Origin of the sequence: Pseudomonas sp. NFIX49, from assembly GCF_900115915.1 — a bacterium.
GTDB lineage: Bacteria > Pseudomonadota > Gammaproteobacteria > Pseudomonadales > Pseudomonadaceae > Aquipseudomonas > Aquipseudomonas pharyngis.
The window spans coordinates 232,266-252,530 of record NZ_FOYE01000007.1; the positions used below are offsets into that span (position 1 = coordinate 232,266).

The window sequence follows — 20,265 nt, forward strand, 5'->3', positions numbered from 1 at the left end:
TGATGGGGTTTGGTAGCCCGAGTTAACTAGTCGCATAGCGCGCCATTCGCAGACCTCCCCAGGACTGCACTTGATGGTGGCCATGCGCAGGGCACTTTCGAGTGCGCCGGGTTCCTAGTTACCGGTCTACCAACCCGCGTATTGGCCGCCACCCTTCGTTTGGTAGCGAGGGTGAAGGCTCCTTTTCAATAATTAGGAGTTTCACCATGATCAAACCAACACCGAATCCCCCGGAAACCGATCCAGTCTCCCCCTACAAATTCCCCGACTCCCGAACCCTCAACGAAGCCGCCGAACGCGCCCTCGATCACTACCTCACCCCGCAGCAACGAGTCATGGGCAGCCACCACAAACACGACCCCATGTACCTGGCCAATCCGGCCTACGACACCGAATCCCTGCTGGCCAACGCCAGCGAATCACTGGGTTCCGCGAGCGAAATGCTTAACAACTTTGCTGCGACGCTAGAGCCTGCCCATCGCAAGACTGCGATCGGGATTGCGCAGCTGGTGATGTTGAGCGAGTTGGCGGTGAATCAGGCGTTGGATCATGTTGAGGTGAAGAGCTAAACGTTTGCCCTCTTTGGTGACGACCGGCTAGTTCGGAGCGAAAGAGGGAATAAGCGTTGGTCGAAGCTGCCATGGGGAATGGCAGCTTTCGGCCAAAAGCGGACATTCGACTGATTAGAATGAAGTGCTTAAAGCTGCACGACGAAGTTGGTCAGGGGAAGATGGTAAAGGCCTAATACTCGCCCAGAACGACTGACGCCACCCGATCTAACCGGAACATCCGGGCCGGTTGCTCGAGCCGAGTCCGCTTGTGCACTTGACTCCTTGGTTCGCCTCCAGCCATTTCGTATGATGGGCAACCTTAGTTTGGGATGCTTGGCGTGAAACCAACATCAAAAAAAGCTTCAATCAATCCGCCCTTACCAACCGGCGCCACCCAGAGTTTAAGCGAGGCTGCAAGTCGGCTTTCTTGGGACGATTTGCGAATCATCAAAACGCTAAGCGAATGCGGCAACAGAGCCACGACTGCAAAAAGCTTGGGAATCAATGTATCCACCGTATCGCGTCGTGTGGCTCAAGTGGAAAAGACACTTGGGGTCGTTTTATTTGACCACCGCCGTTCTGGGTACATGCTGACGCCCGAGGGCATTGAGTTAAGGGCGCTCGCCGAACGCGTCGAGCTTGATATCGTCAGCGTTACACGTCGGGTTTCTCGCGCAGGTCAAGGGCCACAGGGAAAGCTTCGGATCACTACTAGCGACTCCCTGCTTCTGTATTTCCTCACGCCGATCATCGCCGACTTCAAAGCGCTTAATGAAGGCATTGCCATCGAGGTTCTGGTTGGCAACGAGACGTTAAGTCTCGCTCGCGATGAATCTGACGTGGCGGTGAGAGCGACGAAAAAACCTGCCGAAAGTCTCGTCGGGCGCAAGCTCGCTTCGATCGCATGGGCGCCTTATGGCAGCATAAAACAAGCGACTGCTATCCCGTTCGCAGAAGGCCAACCGTGGGTGTCCTATTCCGCAGGATTATGTGGACTGAAGGCTAAGAGCTACGTCGAGAACAGAGTCAGCGCCGACTGTATTTCTTATCGTACCGACTCAGTCGCGGCGGCGAGCGTCGCCATTGCGGCAGGCCTTGGTTATGGGTTTCTTCCGTGCATGCTGGGAGACATTACGCCTGGGTTAAGACGCGTCGGCCCAGTTGTGCGCGAACTACAGGATGAGCTCTGGCTGCTTACGCATCAGGACATTCGAAAGTCATGGAGAGTAAAAGCATTCATGACTTTTTGTGCAGCAGCCGTAGCGCATCAAAAGCCTTTGATCGAAGGGCAACTGGATCTCCCGGTTGCGCAGGGCGAAACCGGGAGCGTCTCTTAGTCGGCGCTAGATCCGATGACAGCCTTGCAGACAATTTCAATCAGCTGTGAACGTTGAGCCAACCTGGATACACCGATTATATTGCTCGCGCACTGGGGCCGCTCAGTGCGATATGCGGCTTTGCGCACATCACCTACCACGGCGAAGGCCGCGTCCATATCCAATACGTAGAGCGTTTCTTCGACGACATCATTAAGGGTCGCTCCATAGAGCGCGAGCAACTTGGCGATGTTGTCGTAAGAGGCGCGCATCTGCTCTCCTATCGACGAGAAATCGCTGGGCTTCCCCTCGCTATTCAAAGGCGCGGGAGCAACCAGGTTACCCTCCTCATCGTGGTTGAACTGACCCGAGATATAGATCTCGTTTCCAACTTTTCTGGCCTGGGGATAGCCGTAGCCCTCCTCCCATGAGACTCCCCAGTAAGCGGTGTTTTTGCCGTGCGGTTGTGAAGCAGCCATTGCTTTCTCCTTGAAGATGACGAGTCGAATGATGTCGATTCGAGTTGTCGGGAGGCAAAGGCTAGCACCGGAAACACTATTGAAAATGCGCATTTTTGCGCCTCCAGCAGCGCAAAAATGCGCCCCTATTGCGACACGCATTCCGTTATTTTTTTTCCATCGACTGACCGCTGGATTGAGCTTATCAACCGGCTACTGGGAAAAAGGAATCAGGATGAAAAACGAAACATGCGCGTCCTCATTTAAGGATTTGACTAAACAGACTGGGCAATTGAAACCTTGGCAGATTCAACGCGCGGAGCAGTTAATGCTCGATAACCTGGACGCAGATATTTCAGTAGCAGCTATCGCACAGGCCTGTGCGCTATCGCGCAGCCATTTCACCCGTCAGTTTAAAAGAACCACTCTCGTCTCACCCAAAGAATGGATGCGAGAGCAGCGGATTCTGAGGGGCAAGCAGTTACTTCAGACGTCGAGATTGCTAATTGCGGACATTGCACTGGAGTGTGGCTTCTCTGACCAGTCTCACTTCTGTCGCACATTCGTGCGAACCGAAGGTGTAACTCCGCGGGCTTGGAAACAGAACAATCAATCGCCTGCGCTGTGATTTGATGAGCTGGATAGCGGAGTTAAGACTTACCTGGAGGTTTAACCCTAGGATGCGACGCATGTGAATGGCGCCTCGGCCGCATTACGATAAACAACACGATCATCGCGCGCTAATGGCCGTTAACGGTCGAGGGCGAACGTCTGCTATTGGCCGAAAGCAGCCACTTCCACCCGAAATATCCTCGGAAAACCCACATGAAAACCGCCCTGATCTCCGACACCCACAACCTCCTCCGCCCCGAAGCCCTCGCCGCGCTCCAGGGCTGTGACCAGATCATCCACGCCGGCGACATCGGCAACCCGGACATCCTCACCCAACTGGCCAAGATCGCCCCGGTCCACGCCGTGCGCGGCAACAACGACCTCAACAGCCAATGGGCCGAAAACCTCCCCGACCTCCTGACCTTCACCCTCAACGGTTGGCCAACCCTCCTCGTTCACGACATCGCCGATGTCCCCGCTGATCTCGATCCGGGCATCAAGCTCATCATCACCGGCCACTCCCACAAGCCCCGCATCGAATGGCGCGGTGACCGTCTCTACGTCAACCCCGGCAGCGCCGGCCCTCGGCGTTTCAAATTGCCGGTGACGCTGGCGATCCTCGAGATACAACCCGACCGCATCGAACCGCGCCTGATTTCCCTGCTGGATCCCCCCGCCTGAAACCGCTACCGTTCCCGCATCCAGTACCGGAGACCAACGCGCCATGTCCATCGCCGACAACCTCCTCGCCTTCACCCTCGCCGCCACGCTGTTGACTCTGACGCCCGGTCTCGACACCGCGCTGGTGCTGCGCACCGCCACCGTCGAAGGCAAGCAGCAGGCGTTGCGTGCGGCGTTGGGGATCAATGCTGGTTGTCTGTTGTGGGGCGCGGCGGTGGCGTTTGGGTTGGGGGCGTTGATTGCGGTGTCGGAGCTGGCCTACAACCTGTTGAAGTATTGCGGCGCGGCGTATCTGGCGTGGCTGGGGTTGAACATGCTGCTGCGCCCTCGCCGTTCGCTGGCACCGGCCGAGGCCGATGGAAAACCGGGGGCGAACTGGTTTTTCAAGGGCATGCTGGGGAATGTGCTGAATCCGAAGATCGGGATTTTCTACGTGTCGTTTCTACCGCAGTTCATTCCGCAAGGTCAGCCGCTGGTGCCGTGGACATTCGGGCTGGTGAGCATTCATGTGGTGCTCGGGCTGATCTGGTCGCTGGTGTTGATTGGCGCGACGCAGCCGCTGTCCGGGTTTCTGCGCCGGGAGAAAGTGATTCGCTGGATGGATCGCACCACCGGGATGATTTTCGTGCTGTTTGCTGCGCGGTTGGCATTCAGCAAGCGTTGAAGCGCCTGCGCTAAACAAATCTTCGGTCGAGAGCTGCCACCGTCATCAAACTCCAGGCTTGCCCAACACATATGGATATCCGTATATTCGGACAACCATATGTACTGAAGGCATCGTCATGCTCACCCCCGCTTCCGTTTTCAAATGCCTTGCCGACGAAACCCGCGCCCGGGCCACGCTGCTGATCACCCGTGAAGGTGAGTTGTGTGTCTGCGAGCTGGTCTGTGCGCTGGACGACAGTCAGCCAAAAATCTCCCGCCATCTCGCGCAGCTTCGCACCTGCGGGCTGCTGCAGGATCGCCGTCAGGGCCAGTGGGTTTATTACCGGCTCAACCCTGATTTGCCGACATGGATTCGCACGCTGCTTGAAACCACATTGGCCGCCAACACCGCCTGGCTGGAAGAAAACAGCGCGCGGCTGGCGGCCATGGGCGATCGCCCGCTCAATACGTCTGCCTGCTGCTGAGGATCAACCATGCGAGTTCTATTCATGTGCACCGCCAACAGCTGCCGAAGCATTCTCTCGGAGGCGATGTTCAACCATCTGGCGCCGGCCGGTTTCGAAGCGGTCAGTGCCGGCAGCTTCCCCAAGGGCCAGGTGCTGCCGCGCAGCCTGACCACGTTGCAGGCGGCCGGCATTTCCATCGCCGGGTTGAGCAGCAAGGGCAACGAGGCCTTCGAAGACAACCCGCCGGACATCGTCATCACCGTGTGCGACAAGGCCGCCGGTGAAGCCTGCCCGGTGTATTTCGGCCCGGCCCTGAAAGCCCATTGGGGGCTGGAGGATCCGTCGGATGTGCGCGGCGATGAAGACACCATCGACGCCGCCTTCCGCGCCACTCTCGCCCGAATCGAAACCCGCTGCCGAGCCTTCCTCGCCCTGCCCTTCGCCCAACTTGACCGTGATGCTCTCAAGCGCGAGCTAGACCGCATCAGCACGCTGTAACCGGAGCCGACATGACCGACCTGCCCAACCTCGATCCTTCACTGGTTCAAACAACCACGTGTGACGAAGACGCGCACAAGCCGCGCATCCTGTTGCTGTACGGCTCGACCCGCCCGCGCTCCTTCAGCCGTTTGCTGGTCGAAGAAGCCGCCCGCCTGCTGGAGCACTTCGGTGCCGAGACGCGAATCTTCAACCCTTCGGGTCTGCCGCTGCCGGACGATGCACCGGGCGATCACCCGAAAGTCCAGGAATTGCTCGAACTGATGCAATGGTCCGAAGGCCAGGTCTGGTGCTCGCCGGAACGCCACGGCGCCATGTCGGCGGTGTTCAAGGCGCAGATCGACTGGGTGCCGCTGGCCCTTGGCGCGGTGCGTCCGACCCAGGGCAAGACCCTCGCGGTGATGCAGGTCTGCGGCGGCTCGCAGTCGTTCAACGTGGTCAATCAACTGCGCGTGCTGGGCCGCTGGATGCGCATGTTCACCATCCCCAATCAGTCGTCGGTGCCCAAGGCCTATCTGGAATTCGACGAAGGTAACCGCATGAAACCCTCGGCGCTGTACGACCGGGTGGTGGACGTGATGGAAGAGTTGGTGAAGTTCACGCTGTTGCTGCGTGATCGCCCGGATCTGGTGGATCGCTATTCCGAGCGCAAGGAATCGGCGGAGGAATTGATGCAGCGGGTCAATCAGCGGTCGATCTGATGACCAACCCCCACAATTAAAAACCGGTGCGAACGTTCGCACCGGTTTTTTTTTCGTCGCCGGGTTACGGCTGGATGGAAGCATCGTCGCTTTGAGGTGACTTGTTTTCAGCGGGCAACCGTCGACGGCGCATCAGGCGATACGCCGCCGGTATGACAAACAGCGACAACAACGGCGCCGTGACCATACCGCCCACCATGGGCGCGGCAATGCGGCTCATGACTTCGCTGCCAGTGCCGCTGCCCAACAGAATCGGCAACAGGCCAGCGATGATTACCGCTACGGTCATCGCCTTGGGACGCACACGTTGCACGGCGCCTTCGCGAATCGCCGCGACCAGTCCACGTTCAGAGTGGTCGCCGAGGCCTTCGCGCTCGGCCCAGGCGTTTTTCAGGTAGAGCAGCATGATCACGCCGAATTCGGCCGAAACCCCGGCCAATGCAATGAACCCGACCCCGGTCGCGACCGACAAGTTGTAGCCCAGCAAATACAGGAACCACGCACCGCCGCTCAATGCAAACGGCAATGTGGCCATGATCAGTAGCGCCTCGTCGAAACGGGCGAACGTCAGGTAGAGCAGCACGAAGATGATCAGCAGCGTGGCCGGCACTACCAGTTTCAGCCGCGCGTTGGCCCGCTCCAGAAACTCGAACTGCCCCGAATAGCTCAGGCTCATACCGGGCCGCAATTTCACCTGCTCACTGACGGCACGACGCAGATCGGCCACCACCGAAGCGATGTCCCGCCCTCGCACGTCGATGTACACCCAACCGGACGGTCGGGCATTCTCGCTCTTGAGCATCGGTGGGCCGTCCGTGACCTTGATCTTCGCCAGCATGCCAAGGGTGATCTGGCTACCGGAAGGCGTGTAGATCGGCAATTGCTCCAGCGCGCCGGGCGAATCACGCCACTCTCGTGGATAACGGATGTTGATCGGAAACCGCGCCAGCCCTTCGATGGTTTCCCCGATGTTTTCCCCGCCAATGGCACCGGAGACGATGGATTGCACATCGCTAATGTTCAGCCCGTAGCGGCCGGCGGCGTTGCGGTCGATATCCACGTCGATGTAGCGGCCACCGGTCAGGCGCTCGGCCAGTGCCGAACTGACGCCGGGCACACCTTTGGCTACACGCTCGATAGTCTGGGTCGCGGCGTCGATCTGGGCCAGATCGTTGCCGGCGACTTTCACGCCGATGGGACTTTTGATCCCGGTGGCGAGCATGTCGATGCGATTGCGGATAGGTGGAATCCAGATGTTGGTCAGGCCCGGCACTCGCACCACGCGATCCAGTTCTTCCACGAGTTTTTCCGGGGTCATGCCCGGACGCCATTGATCGTGGGGCTTGAATTGGATAGTGGTCTCGAACATCTCCAGCGGTGCCGGGTCGGTAGCGGTTTCCGCACGACCAGCCTTGCCGAATACATGCTCGACCTCGGGCACTGACTTGATCAGCCGATCGGTCTGCTGCAACAGTTGCGCGGCTTTTTGCGCCGACAAACCCGGCAAGGCCGAAGGCATATACAGCAGATCACCCTCGTCCAGCGGCGGGAGGAATTCGCCACCGAGCCGCGAAATCGGCCAGGCAGCGCTGACAAACACCAACAGCGCCACCAGCAACGTGAATTTCGGCCGGCGCAGCACCACGTCCAGCGCCGGCTGATAAATCCGGATCAGCCAGCGGTTGAGCGGGTTGTGGCGTTCATCCGGAATCCGTCCGCGAATCCAGTAGCCCATCAGCACCGGCACCAGCGTCACCGACAATCCCGCTGCCGCCGCCATGGCGTAGGTCTTGGTGAACGCCAGCGGGCCGAACAGCCGCCCTTCCTGGGCCTGCAAGGTAAACACCGGAATGAACGACAGCGTGATGATCAGCAAACAGAAAAACAGCGCCGGCCCCACCTCCGCCGCCGCGTCGGTCATCACCTGCCAATGGCGCTCGCCCTTGAGCGCCTGCCCAGGATTGGCCGCGTGCCACGCCTCGATTTTCTTGTGGGCGTTCTCGATCATCACCACCGCCGCATCCACCATCGCACCAATGGCGATAGCAATCCCGCCTAGCGACATGATGTTGGCGTTCACCCCCTGATAACGCATCACGAGAAAAGCGATCAACACGCCCACCGGCAGCGAGATAATCGCCACCAGCGAAGAGCGCAAATGCCAGAGGAAGATCCCGCACACCAGCGCAACGACGATGAACTCTTCGAGCAGTTTGTGGCTGAGGTTTTCCACGGCGCGATCAATCAGCTTGCTGCGATCGTAAGTGGTGACGATCTCTACGCCGGGCGGCAGGCTGCTTTTCATGTCATCGAGTTTGGCCTTGACCGCCGCGATGGTTTCGCGGGCGTTCTTGCCGCTGCGCAGAATCACCACGCCGCCGACGGTTTCACCCTGGCCGTCCAGCTCGGTAATGCCCCGGCGCATGTCCGGCCCGGTCTGAACCGTTGCAACATCACCCAGGGTTACCGGTACGCCACCCACGCCAAGTTTGAGCGGGATCGCCCGAAAATCATCAAGCGTCTTCAGGTAGCCGGTAGCGCGCACGATGAATTCGGTTTCGGCCATTTCCAGCACGGCGCCACCGGTTTCCTGATTGGCCTTGCCGATGGCTTCGCGCACCTGCGCCAGGGTGATGCCGAGGCTGGCCAGCCGCACCGGATCAGGCTGCACCTGATACTGCTTGACCATGCCGCCGACGGTCGCGACCTCGGCGACGTTGGGCAGGGTCTTGAGTTCGAACTTGAGGAACCAGTCCTGCAACGCCCGAAGCTGCGCCAGATCATGCCCGCCGCTGCGATCCACCAGCGCGTACTGATAGATCCAGCCAACGCCGGTGGCGTCCGGACCCAACGCCGGTTTGGCGCTGGCCGGCAGACGACTCTGGATCTGGCTCAGGTACTCCAGCACCCGCGAGCGCGCCCAGTACTGATCTGTGCCGTCCTCGAACAGCACGTACACGAAGCTGTCACCGAAGAACGAATAACCGCGCACGGTTTTCGCCCCCGGCACCGAGAGCATGGTGGTGGTCAGCGGATAGGTCACCTGGTTCTCGACAATCTGTGGCGCCTGTCCGGGGTACGGCGTGCGGATGATCACCTGCACATCGGACAGATCCGGCAGCGCATCAATCGGCGTGCTCTGCACCGACCACACGCCCCAGCCCGTGACGAACAGCGTCGCCAGCAGCACCAGAAAACGATTGGCGACGGACCAGCGAATCAGCGCGGCGATCATGGCTGGCTCCCCGAAACGTTCCCGCTCGTTTCGAGCGGCTCGGCGATGATGCCCTTGAGACTGGCCTCGGAATCGAGCAGGAACTGGCCGGATGTCACGACGCTCTGCCCTTCTGCCAGGCCGTCGAGGATCACCGTTCTGCCCGCGCTTTCCTGACCGAGGCGCACCTCCACCGGACGATAGTGCCCCGCGTCTTCGGCGAGCATGACCAAGGCGCGCTTGCCGGTGCGGATCACGGCTTCACTCGGCACCCACAATTGACTCTGCCCGGTCGAACGGTTCAGCCGCACTTGTGCTGTCATCCCCGGCCGCAAGCGGCCATCGGCATTGGCCAGCTCGACCCGCACGCGCAGGGTGCGGCTGTCCGGGTTGGTGTCCGGCAGAATCGCGCTGACCGCTCCGTTGAACACACCACCGGGAAAGGCCGGCAGGCGCACTTCGACGGCCTGCCCCACGGCAACCGAACCGGTCTGCGATTCCGGCACCGCCACCGCGAGCCAGACACTGCTCAGCCCGTTGACCCGCGCCAGGGTTTCACCTGTCGCCACGGCCATACCCGCCCGCACATCGAGTGCTTGCAGCACGCCGCCCAAAGGGCTGGTGACCGTCAGTTCGGACTGCACCTTGCCGCTGCGCTCCACTTGAGCAATCAGGCTCGACGGCATCCCGGTCAGCCGCAAGCGCTGGCGTGCCGCGGCGATCAGGTCGGCATCGCCGCTACGCCTGAGCGCCAGAAACTCGCTCTGGGCCGCCGTCCATTCCGGCACGAGAATGTCAGCCAACGCCGCGCCAGCCGTGAGCACGTCCCCCGGCGCTCGGGCGTAGACCCGCTCGACAAACCCGTTGGTGCGCGCCTGAATCACCGCGACATCGCGCTCGTTGAACGCCAGCACACCGCTCACATCGAAGCTCGAGGTGAAGGCACCGCGACTGACCGGCGCCACACGCACACCGAGGTTCTGACTCAGCCCCGGATCGATGCTGACGGACGCACTGCCCTCCCCACCGCTGGCGTATCGCGGCACCAGTTGCATGTCCATAAAGGGTGACTTGCCCGGTTTGTCGAACTTCTGCTGCGGGTACATCGGGTCGTACCAGTACAAGGCCTTGGGCTCAGTGCTCGGCGCCGGGGCTGAAGCCGCTGCTCCGTTCATTCGCTGGTAGGCCAATCCGTAACCGCCACCCACACCCACCGCCAGCGCGAGGCCGGCCAGCCACACGCCGTTCCATTGTTTAAGGTTCACAGGCTGGTCTCCCCATAAGCGAAATGCAGACGCGCAGCGGTCAGCGCGCGTTGTTCTTCCATGTCGATCTGTCTGAGGCGGGCCTCGATGAGTTCGCGGCGGGCGTTGACCACCGCGTTCAAATCGCCCTGGCCGGCGCGATAACTGGCCAGGCTCAGATCGACTTTCTCTCTGGCCAGCGGCACCAGGCTGTCCTCGGTGCGGCGCACGGCCCGATCGAGGCGCTGGTAGTCGGCCAACTGGTTTTCAAGCTGCTCGGTGTGCTCGCGGGACAGTGCTTCGCGCTCGGCTTGCAACTGGCTGACTTCGGCCTGTCTGGCGGCGATTTTCGGGTTCTGGCGCGTCTCGGGAAACAGCGGCAGATCCCAGGAAAACTGCACGCTGACCATGTCGCCAAACTCACGGCCACGATGCTGGTAATCCACTTCCCAGCTCCAGTCGGACTTCTTCTCGGACACCGCCTCTTGCACCCTGGCCTGGGCTTCGCGGGTCATGGGGGCGAACGCCGCCAGTTCGGGGTGGTGTTGCAGTTGATGATTGAAGGTCGGGGCATCGACCGGCCACACGGGCAAACCGCCTTCGGGCTTGTCGTTGGCGGCGGTGCCGATCCAGCGTTTGAGCGCGGCTCGAGCCTGGGTGCGTTCGAGGGTCAGGTTGTCCTGTTGCTCGGCGAGTCGGGCCGCTTCCTGTTTCGGCGTCACTGCGTCGGCAGGTTGTGCGCGACCACCGGCAATCTGCGCCCGGACGGTCTCACTCAGCAGACGGTTTTCCTTGAACAATTCCTGGAACAACGCTTCTTTGCGCTCGACCGAATAGCCTCTGATCCACGCCAGCGCCGTCGCCTCACGCACCTTCAAACGCTCGACACGGCGCTCGGCCGCCGCGCGCTCGATGACTGCGTCGGCAACTTCGATGCGCGCCTTGCGCTTGTCTGCGTTGGGCATTTCCTGCCGGTAACCGACCATCTGCATGGTCATGAAGTCCTGATCGACGCTCCAGCGATCCGGGCCGCCCACGGGGTAGTTCTGCAGACCGAGCACCAGCTTGGGATCGGGCAACTCGCCCGCCGGAATGGCCGCGCTGCTGGCGGCCTGGATTTTCTGATCTTGTGCGGTCAGCGACGGCGCATTGTTTTCGGCCAGCCGCAGCGCTTCATCGAGCGTCAGCGCGGCGGCGAAACCCGGCCACGCGAGCACGCTTGCCGCAAGCCCGGCCACCAGAGGCCAACCCGTGCAATTGCACTTGAATGTCATGTTTACGATTCCTGTGATCGTCCACTGCGCGCGGCGTAAAACACGCGCACAGCCAAATCACTCCGCCTGGGCGAAATGAGCTTCAAGGGGAGACAGGAATCAGGTGCGGGGCGGTCGCCAGACCCCGGACGGGGCCGCTAGCGGCAGGGAATCACTGAAGAACGAATGCGTGACAGGACTGAACACGGTAACGGGCGGCTTGAGGATCGCGACTTGCAGCAGGCCGCCGGTCTTGCACTCCTGGCCGGGTTTGCAGGGGGAGCCATGGTCGGCAGGACTCTTCATGTCCTGGCAGCAATCCATGTTCATGCCGTCCATCATCGCCATGCCCATCGTTTGCATCGGGCACGGTTCTGTCGGTGCCTGCACGCCCGCCATCCCGCTGAGGGGAAGCGCCAGGCTGATCAGGAAAACGAGACAAAACCGCAGATAGCGTTTCATGGCCGGGAGTCTAGTCGTGAAAACGGGCGCCTACAATCGGCTGCCCGGCGATCTCACCGGACACGCATTAAGCCAGGATTAGCAGCAGAAAATGATGCAGTAGGCGCTCCATCACCTAACCTCAATGTTTGTGTGATCAACCGGAATCGCCCAGTCCCATGCGTAATGCATTGAAGTCATTGATGTTCATCACCCTGACGCTGCTCTGTCCGGGTGTCTCGATGGTGTCGGCCGCCGACCTGTCCGGCGCGCCCGATGTCGGCGCCCCGCTCCCCGGCGTCACGCAAAGCGATCTGCAAGCCCTTCAACTGCGCCTCGACGGCCTCAAGCAGCAGATCTCGTCCGCCAACAATTACAACCAGCTCGAAGGCCCGCAGGATCGGGTGCAGACGTTCATTCTGGACATCGATCGGCTGTCGGCCTCGCTGTTGCCGCAGCAGGCGCAATTGACTGTGCAACTGGGCGTACTCGGTGCCGCGCCGGCCGAAGCGGTCGCTGCCGAACAAGCCGATATCGCGGCGCAACGGGCGACGCTGATCGAGCAGAAAACCAAAGTCGATACGGCGTTGAAGAACCTCGCCAGCCTCAAGCAAAACGCCACGGAGCTGATCACCCAGATCGCCGGTATCCGCCGCACGTTGCTCGAAAGCGAACTGACGCTCAGCACCGACAGCATTCTGAATCCCGGCTTCTGGGCTCCCCTTGTCAATCCGTCGGCGGATGACCGCGAGCGTCTGCGCTCTTTCGTCGAACAGGTGCAACAGACCGGCGCCGAAGCCTGGCAACCGGGTCAGCGCTTTTACACCGCCCTCTTGGTGGTGCTGGCCTTCGTCGTCTGGACGCTGGGCCGGCGGCTGGCCGACCGCTGGCTGGCCTGGGTGTGCATTCACCGCATGCCGGAGGGTCGACTGCGCCGCAGTTCGCTGGCGTTCGCCTCGGCGCTGGCGACTCTCGCGACCACCGCCATCGCCCTGCAACTGCTCTATTACGCCTGCACCCGTCACGTGCCGTTGCCGCCGATGCTGGCGACATTTTCCGATGAGTTCGGGAAAGTGGTTTATGCCTGCGTGCTGATCACAGGGCTCAGCCGCGCGTTGCTCTCGACCGAGCATCCGTCCTGGCGACTGCCGGCGGTGGCTGACCCGGTGGCGCTCGCGCTGCATCCCTACGCACGGATCCTCGCCGCGACGCTGCTGGTGCTGGTGACGGCGGTGCAAGTCAGCAATGCCGCCGGCATGAGCAGTCAGATCGTGCTCGCAGGCAGAGGCATCATTGCGCTGGCGGTGCTGGGTATCGTCACAACGCTGCTGATGCGCGTCGGCAGGGTGCGCAAAACACTGGCCGCAGCCGGTGACACCCAAGTGGCGGGCAACACCTTCGCCGGGGTGGTTTACACCATTGCCACGCTGGCGATGGTGCTGTCGTTCGGCGCCCTGCTCACGGGTTACGTGTCGCTGGCGCGGTTCATCACCTATGAACTGGTGTGGGCGTTCATCGTGTTTTCCGGGTTTTACCTGCTGATGCAATTGCTCAGCGACAGCTGCGAGTACTTCTTCTCGCCCCGCCATTCCAGCGGCAAGGCGCTGAAACAGCTGCTGGGGGTCGGCGACCGACGCCTTGAGCAGGCCTCAACGCTGCTGGCCGGTTTCGGTCGAGCCGCGCTGTTGCTGCTGGCGGTCATCACCCTGTTCGTCGGCGGGATCGGCACCACCCTCGGCCAACTGGCCAACAACATCGGCACGATCCTCGGCGGCGCCGGCCTGCGCAAGCTGAACATCGTCCCCGGCCATTTGCTCAATGCGATGCTGGCGCTGCTGATTGGCATCTACCTGATCCGCGCCCTGCGCCGCTGGCTCGACAACGAGTTCCTGCCCAAGACCGACATGGACCCGGGCATGTGCGCCTCGCTCAGCACGCTGTTTTCCAACATCGGTTATGCGGTGGTGATCCTGCTGACCCTGTCATCGCTGGGGGTGCAATGGACCAACCTGGCGTGGATCGTCAGCGCCCTGTCGGTGGGCATCGGCTTCGGCTTGCAGGAGATCGTGAAGAACTTCGTCTCCGGCCTGATCCTGCTCACCGAACGCCCGGTCAAGGTCGGCGACCTGATCAGCATCAGCGGTGTCGAGGGCGACATCCGCCGGATCAACGTGCGCGCCACCGAGATCCAGCTCAGTGACCGCTCGATCGTGATCGTGCCCAACTCGCAACTGATCTCGCAGAATCTGCGCAACGTCACCCTCGGCGGCAGCGCCCAGGGCGTGGCGACGCTGGAGCTGATGTTCCCGCTGGATATCGACCCCGAACAGGTGCAGAACCTGCTCTTCGACACCTACAAGGAACACGAAACCATCCTCGAAAAACCGGCGCCGTTCGTGCGCTTCAGCAAGCTGACGCCGGACGGGATTACGTTGACGGTGACCGGGTATGTGGCGAGCCCGAGGATTGTCGGGACGACCAAGAGTGATTTGCTGTTCGAGATTCTCAAGCGGCTGGGGGCGGCGGGGATTGAGCTGGCCAAACCTGCACAGCCGGCTGGCTGAGGGGAAGCGCTGCGCTTTACTTGCCTGATCAGGACTCAGGCGCGTCGACTGCCTCGGGAGTGGCCTCGGCCGCCAGTTTCAAACGATCCGCCTTGCTGATGTACTTCGGTTTGTTGCTCTTGGGTGCCAGTTTGGCGTTGGCCTTTCTGGATTTTTCCTTGAAGAGTTGCTGCAGTTTTTTCTGGCGGTTCATGTTCATCTACCCGGCTGTAAAGGCTTGAATGATAACAGCTGAATCAGCCGACGCAGAGGCAGGCGAAACCTCACGCTCAATCAAGCCTTCACGATAACCGGCTCGCAAATCCGGTTAAACGCCGGAGAGCACCCCGAGGTCGCCCGTGCGCCAGACGTTGTCAACCGTGACGCTTTGAATCAGCCAGGCGTCGCCTGCCCGCACCAGTTTTACGTCGTAACGGTTTTTCATCAGGTAATGGCGTGAATGATCATTTTGCGGCACGTGCTGGGCTTCCACGAGTGCATCTACCTGCGCCTGATCGCCAGCGATGCTGACTCGCGGATTGTTGACGGAGTGCGTGGTGTCGATACCGGCTAGTGAACCTGAAAGCGCCGCCACGATGGTCTGGCGCCCCTGCAGAACAGGGTATTCGAACCCGGCCTTTGCAGCGGCAGGCCGGAAGTCGGAAATCGCATCTTCGGTAAACGCCGAAGCCAGCAATACTTCGTCGCGCAGATCGATTCCGGCGGCAAACCGGTACAGCGTTTCAACCACCGCAAGTTTGTCTGCGGTGTCCTGCAACTGTGTGGATGACATGTTTGAGGCCTTAGGTGAAGTGAGCTTGAGGATTTCGCCAGGCGCGAGGCCGAAGCGGACTCGCGTTTCAGAAATCAGTAACGGTTGTGCCTGCAATGCTTTCGGCGAACCCGATGCCGAGCAACCGGGCCGGCGTTTCAAATCCCGGCCGTCGCTCCCCGCTCAGTACGCGACGTGCAGCTTCGACAGCCGCGAGCGGCGTGTAGGTATAGCCGTTGACGGTCTCGATCACCGAGCGCGCAACACTGCCGTCGGCGCCGCTGATTTCAGCCACCGCTCGGGCGCGATGAGTTTCGCGCTGTTCGACGCTCGGCCCTTCGGGCAGTTGTGACAGATCACCCTCCGGAAACGCGTCACCGCTGATGTGCACGAACATGGCGATATCGGGAATGCCGGTGGAATGCCAGCCGGTCACCAGATCACCAAACGACAGCGGCGCACAGAGCACCGGTCCGTCACCAAAATCGAAGTGACGGGGTTGCGCATCGGGCGTTGCGACCAGTTGTCCATCGACCCGCGCCAGCAGGCCTGCGCCAATGATTTCGCCGACGCTCAGGGCCGACCCGCGCGACATCGAACCCGTGACCTGCAAGGCGATTCTCAATGAACGCGGTTGCGACACTCGCCGAGCGACATGCATCGCCAGACAATCGGTCGGCACCACATCCCAGCCGACGCCGGGCAGCAACATCACGTTTGCACGGGCGGCTTGAGCACCCAACTGCTCGACGCGCCGGTAGACATTGATCTCCGCCGTGATGTCCAGATAGTCGACACCTGCCTGGATGCACGCCTGCATCAAGGCGTCCGCCGTCTGGACGAACGGCCCCGCGAAATTCAGCAGTACCGCGATGCCCTCCAATGATTGAGCTGTCAGTTCATTGGGCTTGAACACCCGAAAAGGCACATCCAGTTGTGCTGCAAGCGACTCGAGTTTTTCGGCCGTGCGCCCAGCGATGACCAGGTCCAGGCCCAGTGCCTTGGCATGTTCGACCGCCATGCGTCCGGTGTACCCGGTCGCGCCGTAGATCATCAGTGTGCTCATTCGCCGTGCTGACATTTTTTGAAGACGAATTCGAGGCTGTAACCGTCCGGATCGAGGACGTTGGCGGCGTAGTAATCGGGGTCGTAATGCAGGCGTGCGCCCGGAGCGCCTTTATCGACAGCACCACTGTTGATCGCCGCCGCGTAAGCTGCATCAACCTCGGCCTCGCTGTTGGCGACAAACCCGACATGCACCGCCCCTCCCTCCACTACGCCTGCGCGCAACCAGAAAAACATCCGGCCATGGGCACCGAAACCTTTTAGGTCCGGATGCCCCGGCGGGCCGTCCTTGCCGTCGTAATCAAGCCTTGCGGTGATGCCCAGCGGGGTCAGTGCGGCGGTGTAGAAATCAATGGAGCGTTCAATGTCGCTGACTGACAGAAAGATGTGATCAAGCATGGAGTTACCTCGCCTTCAAATGAAATAGCCGCCCGCGACTTCAATGGATTGGGCGTTGATCCAGCTGCCCTCTTCGGACAGCAACATGGCGATGACACGCGCGACATCCTGCGGTTCGCCAACCCGGCCCAGAGCCGTTTGCGAGGCGAGCAATGCCTCGAACTCGTCGTTCAGACCACCGCCCAACTCGGTACGGATCGCTCCCGGCGAAACAGCGTTGGCCCGTATGCGCCGATCCGCGAATTCCTTGGCCATGTAACGGGTCAGCACTTCCAGCCCGCCCTTGAACGCGGCATACGGCGCAACTCCGGCGGTAGCCACTCGGGTGGTCGCGCTGGTCAGGTTGACGATGCTGGCGCCCTCGCCCATCAGCGGCAACAAGGTTTGCGTGAGGAAAAACGGGCCCTTGAGATGAACGCTCAGCAAGCCGTCGAACTGCGCCTCGGTGACCGCTTCAAGCGGATTGAACAACCCGTGGCCCGCGTTGTTGACCAGTCCCGCCAGCGTAGCCGCGCCCCAAATACTGTCGAGGTTATGTCGCACGGCATCACGGAAACGGTCGAATTGACTGACATCCGCAACGTCCAGTTCAAGCGCGACGGCTTTGCCGCCCGACGACTGAATCCGCTGCACGACAGCGGCGGCTGCATCGGCATTGCTCTTGTAGGTCAGGATGACGCCCATCCCGAGACGGGCACAGTGTTCGGCAGTACTGGCGCCGATGCCACGGCTGCCACCGGTAATCACGATAACGCTCATGCGCTGCTCCAATGTCTCTGTGGTGAGTGGCCACAGTAGTCATCGGCTTCGAGGCGAGCGCAGCCGTTCCTCTTCGAAACCTGCCTGTTTCTGCTTTTTGCTTGCGTGGGAGTGATCGCGTGGGTTCAGATGCCTGGCATGAATAATCAACTGACAGAACTTCGCGCCCTGGCGCAACACGCCGAAAACCGCCGCACGGAGACGGGTATCCCGCGCGTTGCCATGGTTCAGGGTGAAATCCCCGAGCACATGCTGGCCGCCGTTTACGAACCGATGATCAACCTGATTCTGCAGGGCAGCAAATGCATGACCATCGCCGATCGTACGCTTCATTACGACCCGGCGACCTATTTCGTGATGTCCATCGATCTGCCGGCGGTGGGCCAGGTTCACCCCTCTGCGGACGGCGAGCCCTACCTGGCGATCAGTCTGACACTGGATCCGGTGGTGCTGACGACCCTGTTGGCCGACTTGCCCAAACCGCTCGGGCAGCACGAACAGGACAGCGGTTTCTCGGTGGCCGCTGTCACGCCTGAGTTGATGGATGCCTGGGTGCGCATGTTGCGCCTGATGGGGAGGCCGGAGGAGATCGCGGCCCTCGCGCCCGTCTACGAACGGGAGATTCTGTATCGAGTCCTGCAAGGCCCCCACGGCTGGATGCTGCGCGACATTGCGGCCCCCGACAGCGCCATGGCTCGCGTCAATCTGGCCATTCAGCACATTCGCCAGGACTTTGCCGAACCGATTCGCGTGGACGCATTGGCGCAACTCGCGTCGATGAGCGTGTCAGCCTTTCATCGGCATTTCAAAGCCGTCACGGCGCTGAGTCCGTTGCAATACCAGAAGCGCGTTCGCCTGCTACAGGCCCGCAAGCTGATGGTGGCCAATGCCAGAAGCGTCACCCGCGCGGCGTTCGAAGTCGGTTACGAAAGTGCTACGCAGTTCAGCCGCGATTACGCACGGGTGTTCGGCTTGCCGCCCTCGCGTGACGCGGTGCGGATACTCGCAGAGACGCGAAGCAGCGCGCATCACTGATCAGCCCTTCACGCCAACACGTCAGTAATCCACCGCACCTGCCGCGCCAGATCCTGCATTTTCTCCTCGGATACCGCATGCCGCGCCCGACCGAAGTGAGTCAGGGTCTGCTGTTTGTGGCGCAGGCGGTGCTGCCATTTGCTGACAAACGCCGGACTGCGCGCCTGTAACTGAAGCGGGCCGAAGTACAGTTCCTCGGCGGTGTAGCTCACCGGCCCGTCGCGCTCGGCAACGATGATCTCGTAGTCGAAACGGTTCTCCCGCAGGACTTCTTCAACGAGGATGCGGTAGTCGTTGTCCATCAGCCATTGGCGCAGCGGTTGCTCGCCGCCGTTGGGTTGCAGGATCAGACGTTCGCGGCCGCTCAGGCGCGCCTTGCCGGCTTCGAGGATGTCGCGGATGGTCTCGCCGCCCATGCCGCACACAGTAATTGCCGTGACCCCGTCTGCCGGTTCGACGGCTATCAAACCATTGGCCAGGCGCACGGTGATCTGCTGCTCAAGATCGTTTTCGCGCACGGTGCGTTGCGCCGAACGGAACGGCGTCTCGGCCATCTCGCCCGCCACCGCCGCCGCGATCGCGCCACGGCGCATCAGGGCCACCGGCAGGTAGCCGTGATCCGAGCCGATATCAGCCAGCCGCGCACCGGCGGGCACGTGCGCCGCCACCCGCTCCAGGCGCATGGACAATGTCTGTTCGTTCAACCGCAACCCCTTTCACTCTGAACGCCCGGCACTGGTGGCCGGATCGGGGCGCGATTCTGGGGGGCAACGGCGGGGATTTCAAATGCGTGTGGTCGGATTCGTCGCTCGCCCCCGGATCAACGCACTCGACGCGTCAACCACGCGCCCCAGAACAGGCTGCTGAAAAACCGGGTGACCTCGCCGAATCCGGCCTCATGCAAGAGCTTTTGAACCGCCGCCTCGGAATGCGGAGGATCAGCGCCCTGAAGAATTTTCCCCAGTTTGGCCTTTACCTCATCGGCGCTGGCCCCGTTCTGGCGCCAGCGTTGTCCCCACGCTTCCAGTAGCAACGGTTGGCTCGCATAGGCGTAGTGATTGCCGGCCACGATCAGCGGAGCACCCGGTTTTAAACGTGCCCGAATGGATTGCAGAAGCACTCGCTTGGCCTCATCGCCTTCCAGATGATGCAGAACCCCGATCACCGTGGCGGCGTCGTATGACTCATCGGCAGGCAAATCATCGACCGGCCCCAGATGCAGATCCGTTCGCGCCAGCAAGTCATGCAACCGCAACTGCTCGGTCGCCACCGCCAGCATCGGCTCGGAAGGGTCAACCGCCATGAATCGCCAGCCTGGCTCCAGAGCCCCCATCGCGATGATTTCCTGAGCTGTCCCGCCTGCGCCCACCGCCAGAATCCGCGGCGAACCGGCATTACCCAAGCTGGCCGCCAGCATGCACGCGGCAAGGTCATGGCAAGCGTCATAGCCCGCCAGCGCAATGCGGCTCTGCTTGCCATATTCATTGGCGCGGGAGGTGTCGAATTTTTCAGTAGAGGAAGCGTTCAAGGTCGTTTCTCCGTGTCCTTGAAGCACCCTACGTCACGAGAATCGATAATAGAAATTCATTGATTTTATGCGGTGCATTCCTG

22 protein-coding genes are annotated in these 20,265 nt (G+C 61.2%); 10 read left to right on the forward strand and 12 right to left on the reverse strand.

All coding sequences use genetic code 11. The features are described 5' to 3' along the window. Positions 1 to 206 precede the first annotated feature (206 nt). The gene (locus BMZ46_RS21195) at positions 207 to 569 is read left to right on the forward strand and encodes a DUF6124 family protein (protein ID WP_074690824.1); all 363 of its coding nucleotides are present in this window, start codon (positions 207 to 209) and stop codon (positions 567 to 569) included. A 311-nt stretch (positions 570 to 880) separates the two neighbouring features. Further along, positions 881 to 1,888 carry a LysR family transcriptional regulator gene (locus BMZ46_RS21200; RefSeq protein ID WP_039773153.1) on the forward strand — a complete coding sequence of 336 codons (1,008 nt, stop codon included), beginning with the start codon at positions 881 to 883 and terminating at the stop codon, positions 1,886 to 1,888. On the opposite strand, the gene BMZ46_RS21205 is transcribed toward BMZ46_RS21200, so the two are convergent. Continuing rightward, positions 1,885 to 2,346, reverse strand: coding sequence for a Rid family hydrolase (locus tag BMZ46_RS21205; protein WP_074690968.1), 462 nt, complete (start codon positions 2,344 to 2,346; stop codon positions 1,885 to 1,887). The genes BMZ46_RS21200 and BMZ46_RS21205 overlap by 4 nt on opposite strands. Positions 2,347 to 2,431: 85 nt before the next feature. On the opposite strand from BMZ46_RS21205, the gene BMZ46_RS21210 reads away from it, so the two are divergent. The 6 genes from BMZ46_RS21210 (at position 2,432) to arsH (ending at position 5,929) form a co-directional block, all read left to right on the forward strand. Further along, positions 2,432 to 2,953 (forward strand): AraC family transcriptional regulator, encoded by a 522-nt coding sequence (locus BMZ46_RS21210; protein ID WP_371855497.1) that lies wholly within the window; start codon positions 2,432 to 2,434, stop codon positions 2,951 to 2,953. 197 nt (positions 2,954 to 3,150) lie between these two features. After that, entirely contained in the window at positions 3,151 to 3,618 is a 468-nt protein-coding gene (locus tag BMZ46_RS21215) for a metallophosphoesterase family protein (protein ID WP_074690822.1), read from the forward strand. Between the two features lie 43 nt (positions 3,619 to 3,661). Then, the gene (locus tag BMZ46_RS21220) at positions 3,662 to 4,282 is read left to right on the forward strand and encodes a LysE family translocator (RefSeq protein WP_064595875.1); all 621 of its coding nucleotides are present in this window, start codon (positions 3,662 to 3,664) and stop codon (positions 4,280 to 4,282) included. A gap of 118 nt (positions 4,283 to 4,400) precedes the next feature. After that, on the forward strand, positions 4,401 to 4,748 hold the full coding sequence (locus tag BMZ46_RS21225; protein ID WP_039773145.1) for a metalloregulator ArsR/SmtB family transcription factor: 348 nt from the start codon (positions 4,401 to 4,403) through the stop codon (positions 4,746 to 4,748). 9 nt (positions 4,749 to 4,757) lie between these two features. Continuing rightward, positions 4,758 to 5,228 carry an arsenate reductase ArsC gene (locus BMZ46_RS21230; RefSeq protein ID WP_039773144.1) on the forward strand — a complete coding sequence of 157 codons (471 nt, stop codon included), beginning with the start codon at positions 4,758 to 4,760 and terminating at the stop codon, positions 5,226 to 5,228. A gap of 11 nt (positions 5,229 to 5,239) precedes the next feature. Further along, a complete protein-coding gene (arsH, locus tag BMZ46_RS21235; protein ID WP_039773143.1) occupies positions 5,240 to 5,929 on the forward strand; it encodes an arsenical resistance protein ArsH in 690 nt (229 codons plus the stop codon). A gap of 64 nt (positions 5,930 to 5,993) precedes the next feature. Here the strand turns inward: arsH and BMZ46_RS21240 are convergent, their stop codons facing one another. From BMZ46_RS21240 to BMZ46_RS21255, 4 genes are all read right to left on the reverse strand, one after another. Then, positions 5,994 to 9,164, reverse strand: coding sequence for an efflux RND transporter permease subunit (locus tag BMZ46_RS21240; RefSeq protein WP_074690821.1), 3,171 nt, complete (start codon positions 9,162 to 9,164; stop codon positions 5,994 to 5,996). Continuing rightward, a complete protein-coding gene (locus tag BMZ46_RS21245) occupies positions 9,161 to 10,408 on the reverse strand; it encodes an efflux RND transporter periplasmic adaptor subunit (protein WP_074690820.1) in 1,248 nt (415 codons plus the stop codon). The genes BMZ46_RS21240 and BMZ46_RS21245 overlap by 4 nt, the downstream gene beginning before the upstream one ends. Next, the gene (locus BMZ46_RS21250; protein WP_074690819.1) at positions 10,405 to 11,661 is read right to left on the reverse strand and encodes a TolC family protein; all 1,257 of its coding nucleotides are present in this window, start codon (positions 11,659 to 11,661) and stop codon (positions 10,405 to 10,407) included. Before BMZ46_RS21250 ends, BMZ46_RS21245 begins: the two co-directional genes overlap by 4 nt. 99 nt (positions 11,662 to 11,760) lie before the next feature. Next, complete coding sequence (locus BMZ46_RS21255; protein ID WP_039773137.1) at positions 11,761 to 12,102, reverse strand: hypothetical protein; 342 nt, start codon at positions 12,100 to 12,102, stop codon at positions 11,761 to 11,763. A gap of 158 nt (positions 12,103 to 12,260) precedes the next feature. Between BMZ46_RS21255 and BMZ46_RS21260 the strand changes: the two genes are divergently transcribed. Then, positions 12,261 to 14,645: a DUF3772 domain-containing protein gene (locus tag BMZ46_RS21260; RefSeq protein WP_074690818.1), complete on the forward strand. Its 2,385-nt coding sequence runs from the start codon at positions 12,261 to 12,263 to the stop codon at positions 14,643 to 14,645. 28 nt (positions 14,646 to 14,673) lie between these two features. On the opposite strand, the gene BMZ46_RS21265 is transcribed toward BMZ46_RS21260, so the two are convergent. From BMZ46_RS21265 to BMZ46_RS21285, 5 genes are all read right to left on the reverse strand, one after another. Continuing rightward, positions 14,674 to 14,838, reverse strand: a complete 165-nt coding sequence (locus tag BMZ46_RS21265) for a DUF2986 domain-containing protein (RefSeq protein ID WP_074690817.1) — start codon at positions 14,836 to 14,838, stop codon at positions 14,674 to 14,676. A gap of 114 nt (positions 14,839 to 14,952) precedes the next feature. After that, positions 14,953 to 15,417 carry a nuclear transport factor 2 family protein gene (locus BMZ46_RS21270; protein ID WP_039773134.1) on the reverse strand — a complete coding sequence of 155 codons (465 nt, stop codon included), beginning with the start codon at positions 15,415 to 15,417 and terminating at the stop codon, positions 14,953 to 14,955. A gap of 67 nt (positions 15,418 to 15,484) precedes the next feature. Continuing rightward, the gene (locus BMZ46_RS21275) at positions 15,485 to 16,462 is read right to left on the reverse strand and encodes a saccharopine dehydrogenase family protein (RefSeq protein WP_074690816.1); all 978 of its coding nucleotides are present in this window, start codon (positions 16,460 to 16,462) and stop codon (positions 15,485 to 15,487) included. After that, on the reverse strand, positions 16,459 to 16,860 hold the full coding sequence (locus tag BMZ46_RS21280) for a VOC family protein (RefSeq protein ID WP_074690815.1): 402 nt from the start codon (positions 16,858 to 16,860) through the stop codon (positions 16,459 to 16,461). The genes BMZ46_RS21275 and BMZ46_RS21280 overlap by 4 nt, the downstream gene beginning before the upstream one ends. 15 nt (positions 16,861 to 16,875) lie before the next feature. Then, on the reverse strand, positions 16,876 to 17,619 hold the full coding sequence (locus tag BMZ46_RS21285) for an SDR family NAD(P)-dependent oxidoreductase (protein ID WP_039773129.1): 744 nt from the start codon (positions 17,617 to 17,619) through the stop codon (positions 16,876 to 16,878). Positions 17,620 to 17,757: 138 nt separating this feature from the next. On the opposite strand from BMZ46_RS21285, the gene BMZ46_RS21290 reads away from it, so the two are divergent. Beyond that, positions 17,758 to 18,654, forward strand: coding sequence for an AraC family transcriptional regulator (locus tag BMZ46_RS21290; RefSeq protein ID WP_074690814.1), 897 nt, complete (start codon positions 17,758 to 17,760; stop codon positions 18,652 to 18,654). An 8-nt stretch (positions 18,655 to 18,662) separates the two neighbouring features. Here the strand turns inward: BMZ46_RS21290 and BMZ46_RS21295 are convergent, their stop codons facing one another. Both BMZ46_RS21295 and BMZ46_RS21300 read right to left on the reverse strand, forming a co-directional pair. Further along, on the reverse strand, positions 18,663 to 19,358 hold the full coding sequence (locus BMZ46_RS21295) for a tRNA (adenine(22)-N(1))-methyltransferase (protein ID WP_074690813.1): 696 nt from the start codon (positions 19,356 to 19,358) through the stop codon (positions 18,663 to 18,665). A 116-nt stretch (positions 19,359 to 19,474) separates the two neighbouring features. Further along, positions 19,475 to 20,182, reverse strand: coding sequence for a class I SAM-dependent methyltransferase (locus tag BMZ46_RS21300; protein WP_074690812.1), 708 nt, complete (start codon positions 20,180 to 20,182; stop codon positions 19,475 to 19,477). Positions 20,183 to 20,265: the final 83 nt, after the last annotated feature.

Bases quoted from the DNA above. Each gene is read 5' to 3' on its own strand.
- BMZ46_RS21255 (WP_039773137.1), bottom strand. From the start codon at position 12,102: ATGAAACGCTATCTGCGGTTTTGTCTCGTTTTCCTGATCAGCCTGGCG.
- BMZ46_RS21285 (WP_039773129.1), bottom strand. From the start codon at position 17,619: ATGAGCGTTATCGTGATTACCGGTGGCAGCCGTGGCATCGGCGCCAGT.
- BMZ46_RS21205 (WP_074690968.1), bottom strand. From the start codon at position 2,346: ATGGCTGCTTCACAACCGCACGGCAAAAACACCGCTTACTGGGGAGTC.
- BMZ46_RS21200 (WP_039773153.1), top strand. From the start codon at position 881: ATGCTTGGCGTGAAACCAACATCAAAAAAAGCTTCAATCAATCCGCCC.
- BMZ46_RS21225 (WP_039773145.1), top strand. From the start codon at position 4,401: ATGCTCACCCCCGCTTCCGTTTTCAAATGCCTTGCCGACGAAACCCGC.
- BMZ46_RS21260 (WP_074690818.1), top strand. From the start codon at position 12,261: ATGCGTAATGCATTGAAGTCATTGATGTTCATCACCCTGACGCTGCTC.
- BMZ46_RS21265 (WP_074690817.1), bottom strand. From the start codon at position 14,838: ATGAACCGCCAGAAAAAACTGCAGCAACTCTTCAAGGAAAAATCCAGA.
- BMZ46_RS21280 (WP_074690815.1), bottom strand. From the start codon at position 16,860: ATGCTTGATCACATCTTTCTGTCAGTCAGCGACATTGAACGCTCCATT.
- BMZ46_RS21270 (WP_039773134.1), bottom strand. From the start codon at position 15,417: ATGTCATCCACACAGTTGCAGGACACCGCAGACAAACTTGCGGTGGTT.
- BMZ46_RS21290 (WP_074690814.1), top strand. From the start codon at position 17,758: ATGAATAATCAACTGACAGAACTTCGCGCCCTGGCGCAACACGCCGAA.
- BMZ46_RS21215 (WP_074690822.1), top strand. From the start codon at position 3,151: ATGAAAACCGCCCTGATCTCCGACACCCACAACCTCCTCCGCCCCGAA.
- BMZ46_RS21275 (WP_074690816.1), bottom strand. From the start codon at position 16,462: ATGAGCACACTGATGATCTACGGCGCGACCGGGTACACCGGACGCATG.
- BMZ46_RS21220 (WP_064595875.1), top strand. From the start codon at position 3,662: ATGTCCATCGCCGACAACCTCCTCGCCTTCACCCTCGCCGCCACGCTG.
- BMZ46_RS21195 (WP_074690824.1), top strand. From the start codon at position 207: ATGATCAAACCAACACCGAATCCCCCGGAAACCGATCCAGTCTCCCCC.
- BMZ46_RS21230 (WP_039773144.1), top strand. From the start codon at position 4,758: ATGCGAGTTCTATTCATGTGCACCGCCAACAGCTGCCGAAGCATTCTC.
- BMZ46_RS21250 (WP_074690819.1), bottom strand. From the start codon at position 11,661: ATGACATTCAAGTGCAATTGCACGGGTTGGCCTCTGGTGGCCGGGCTT.
- arsH (WP_039773143.1), top strand. From the start codon at position 5,240: ATGACCGACCTGCCCAACCTCGATCCTTCACTGGTTCAAACAACCACG.
- BMZ46_RS21210 (WP_371855497.1), top strand. From the start codon at position 2,432: ATGCGCATTTTTGCGCCTCCAGCAGCGCAAAAATGCGCCCCTATTGCG.
- BMZ46_RS21240 (WP_074690821.1), bottom strand. From the start codon at position 9,164: ATGATCGCCGCGCTGATTCGCTGGTCCGTCGCCAATCGTTTTCTGGTG.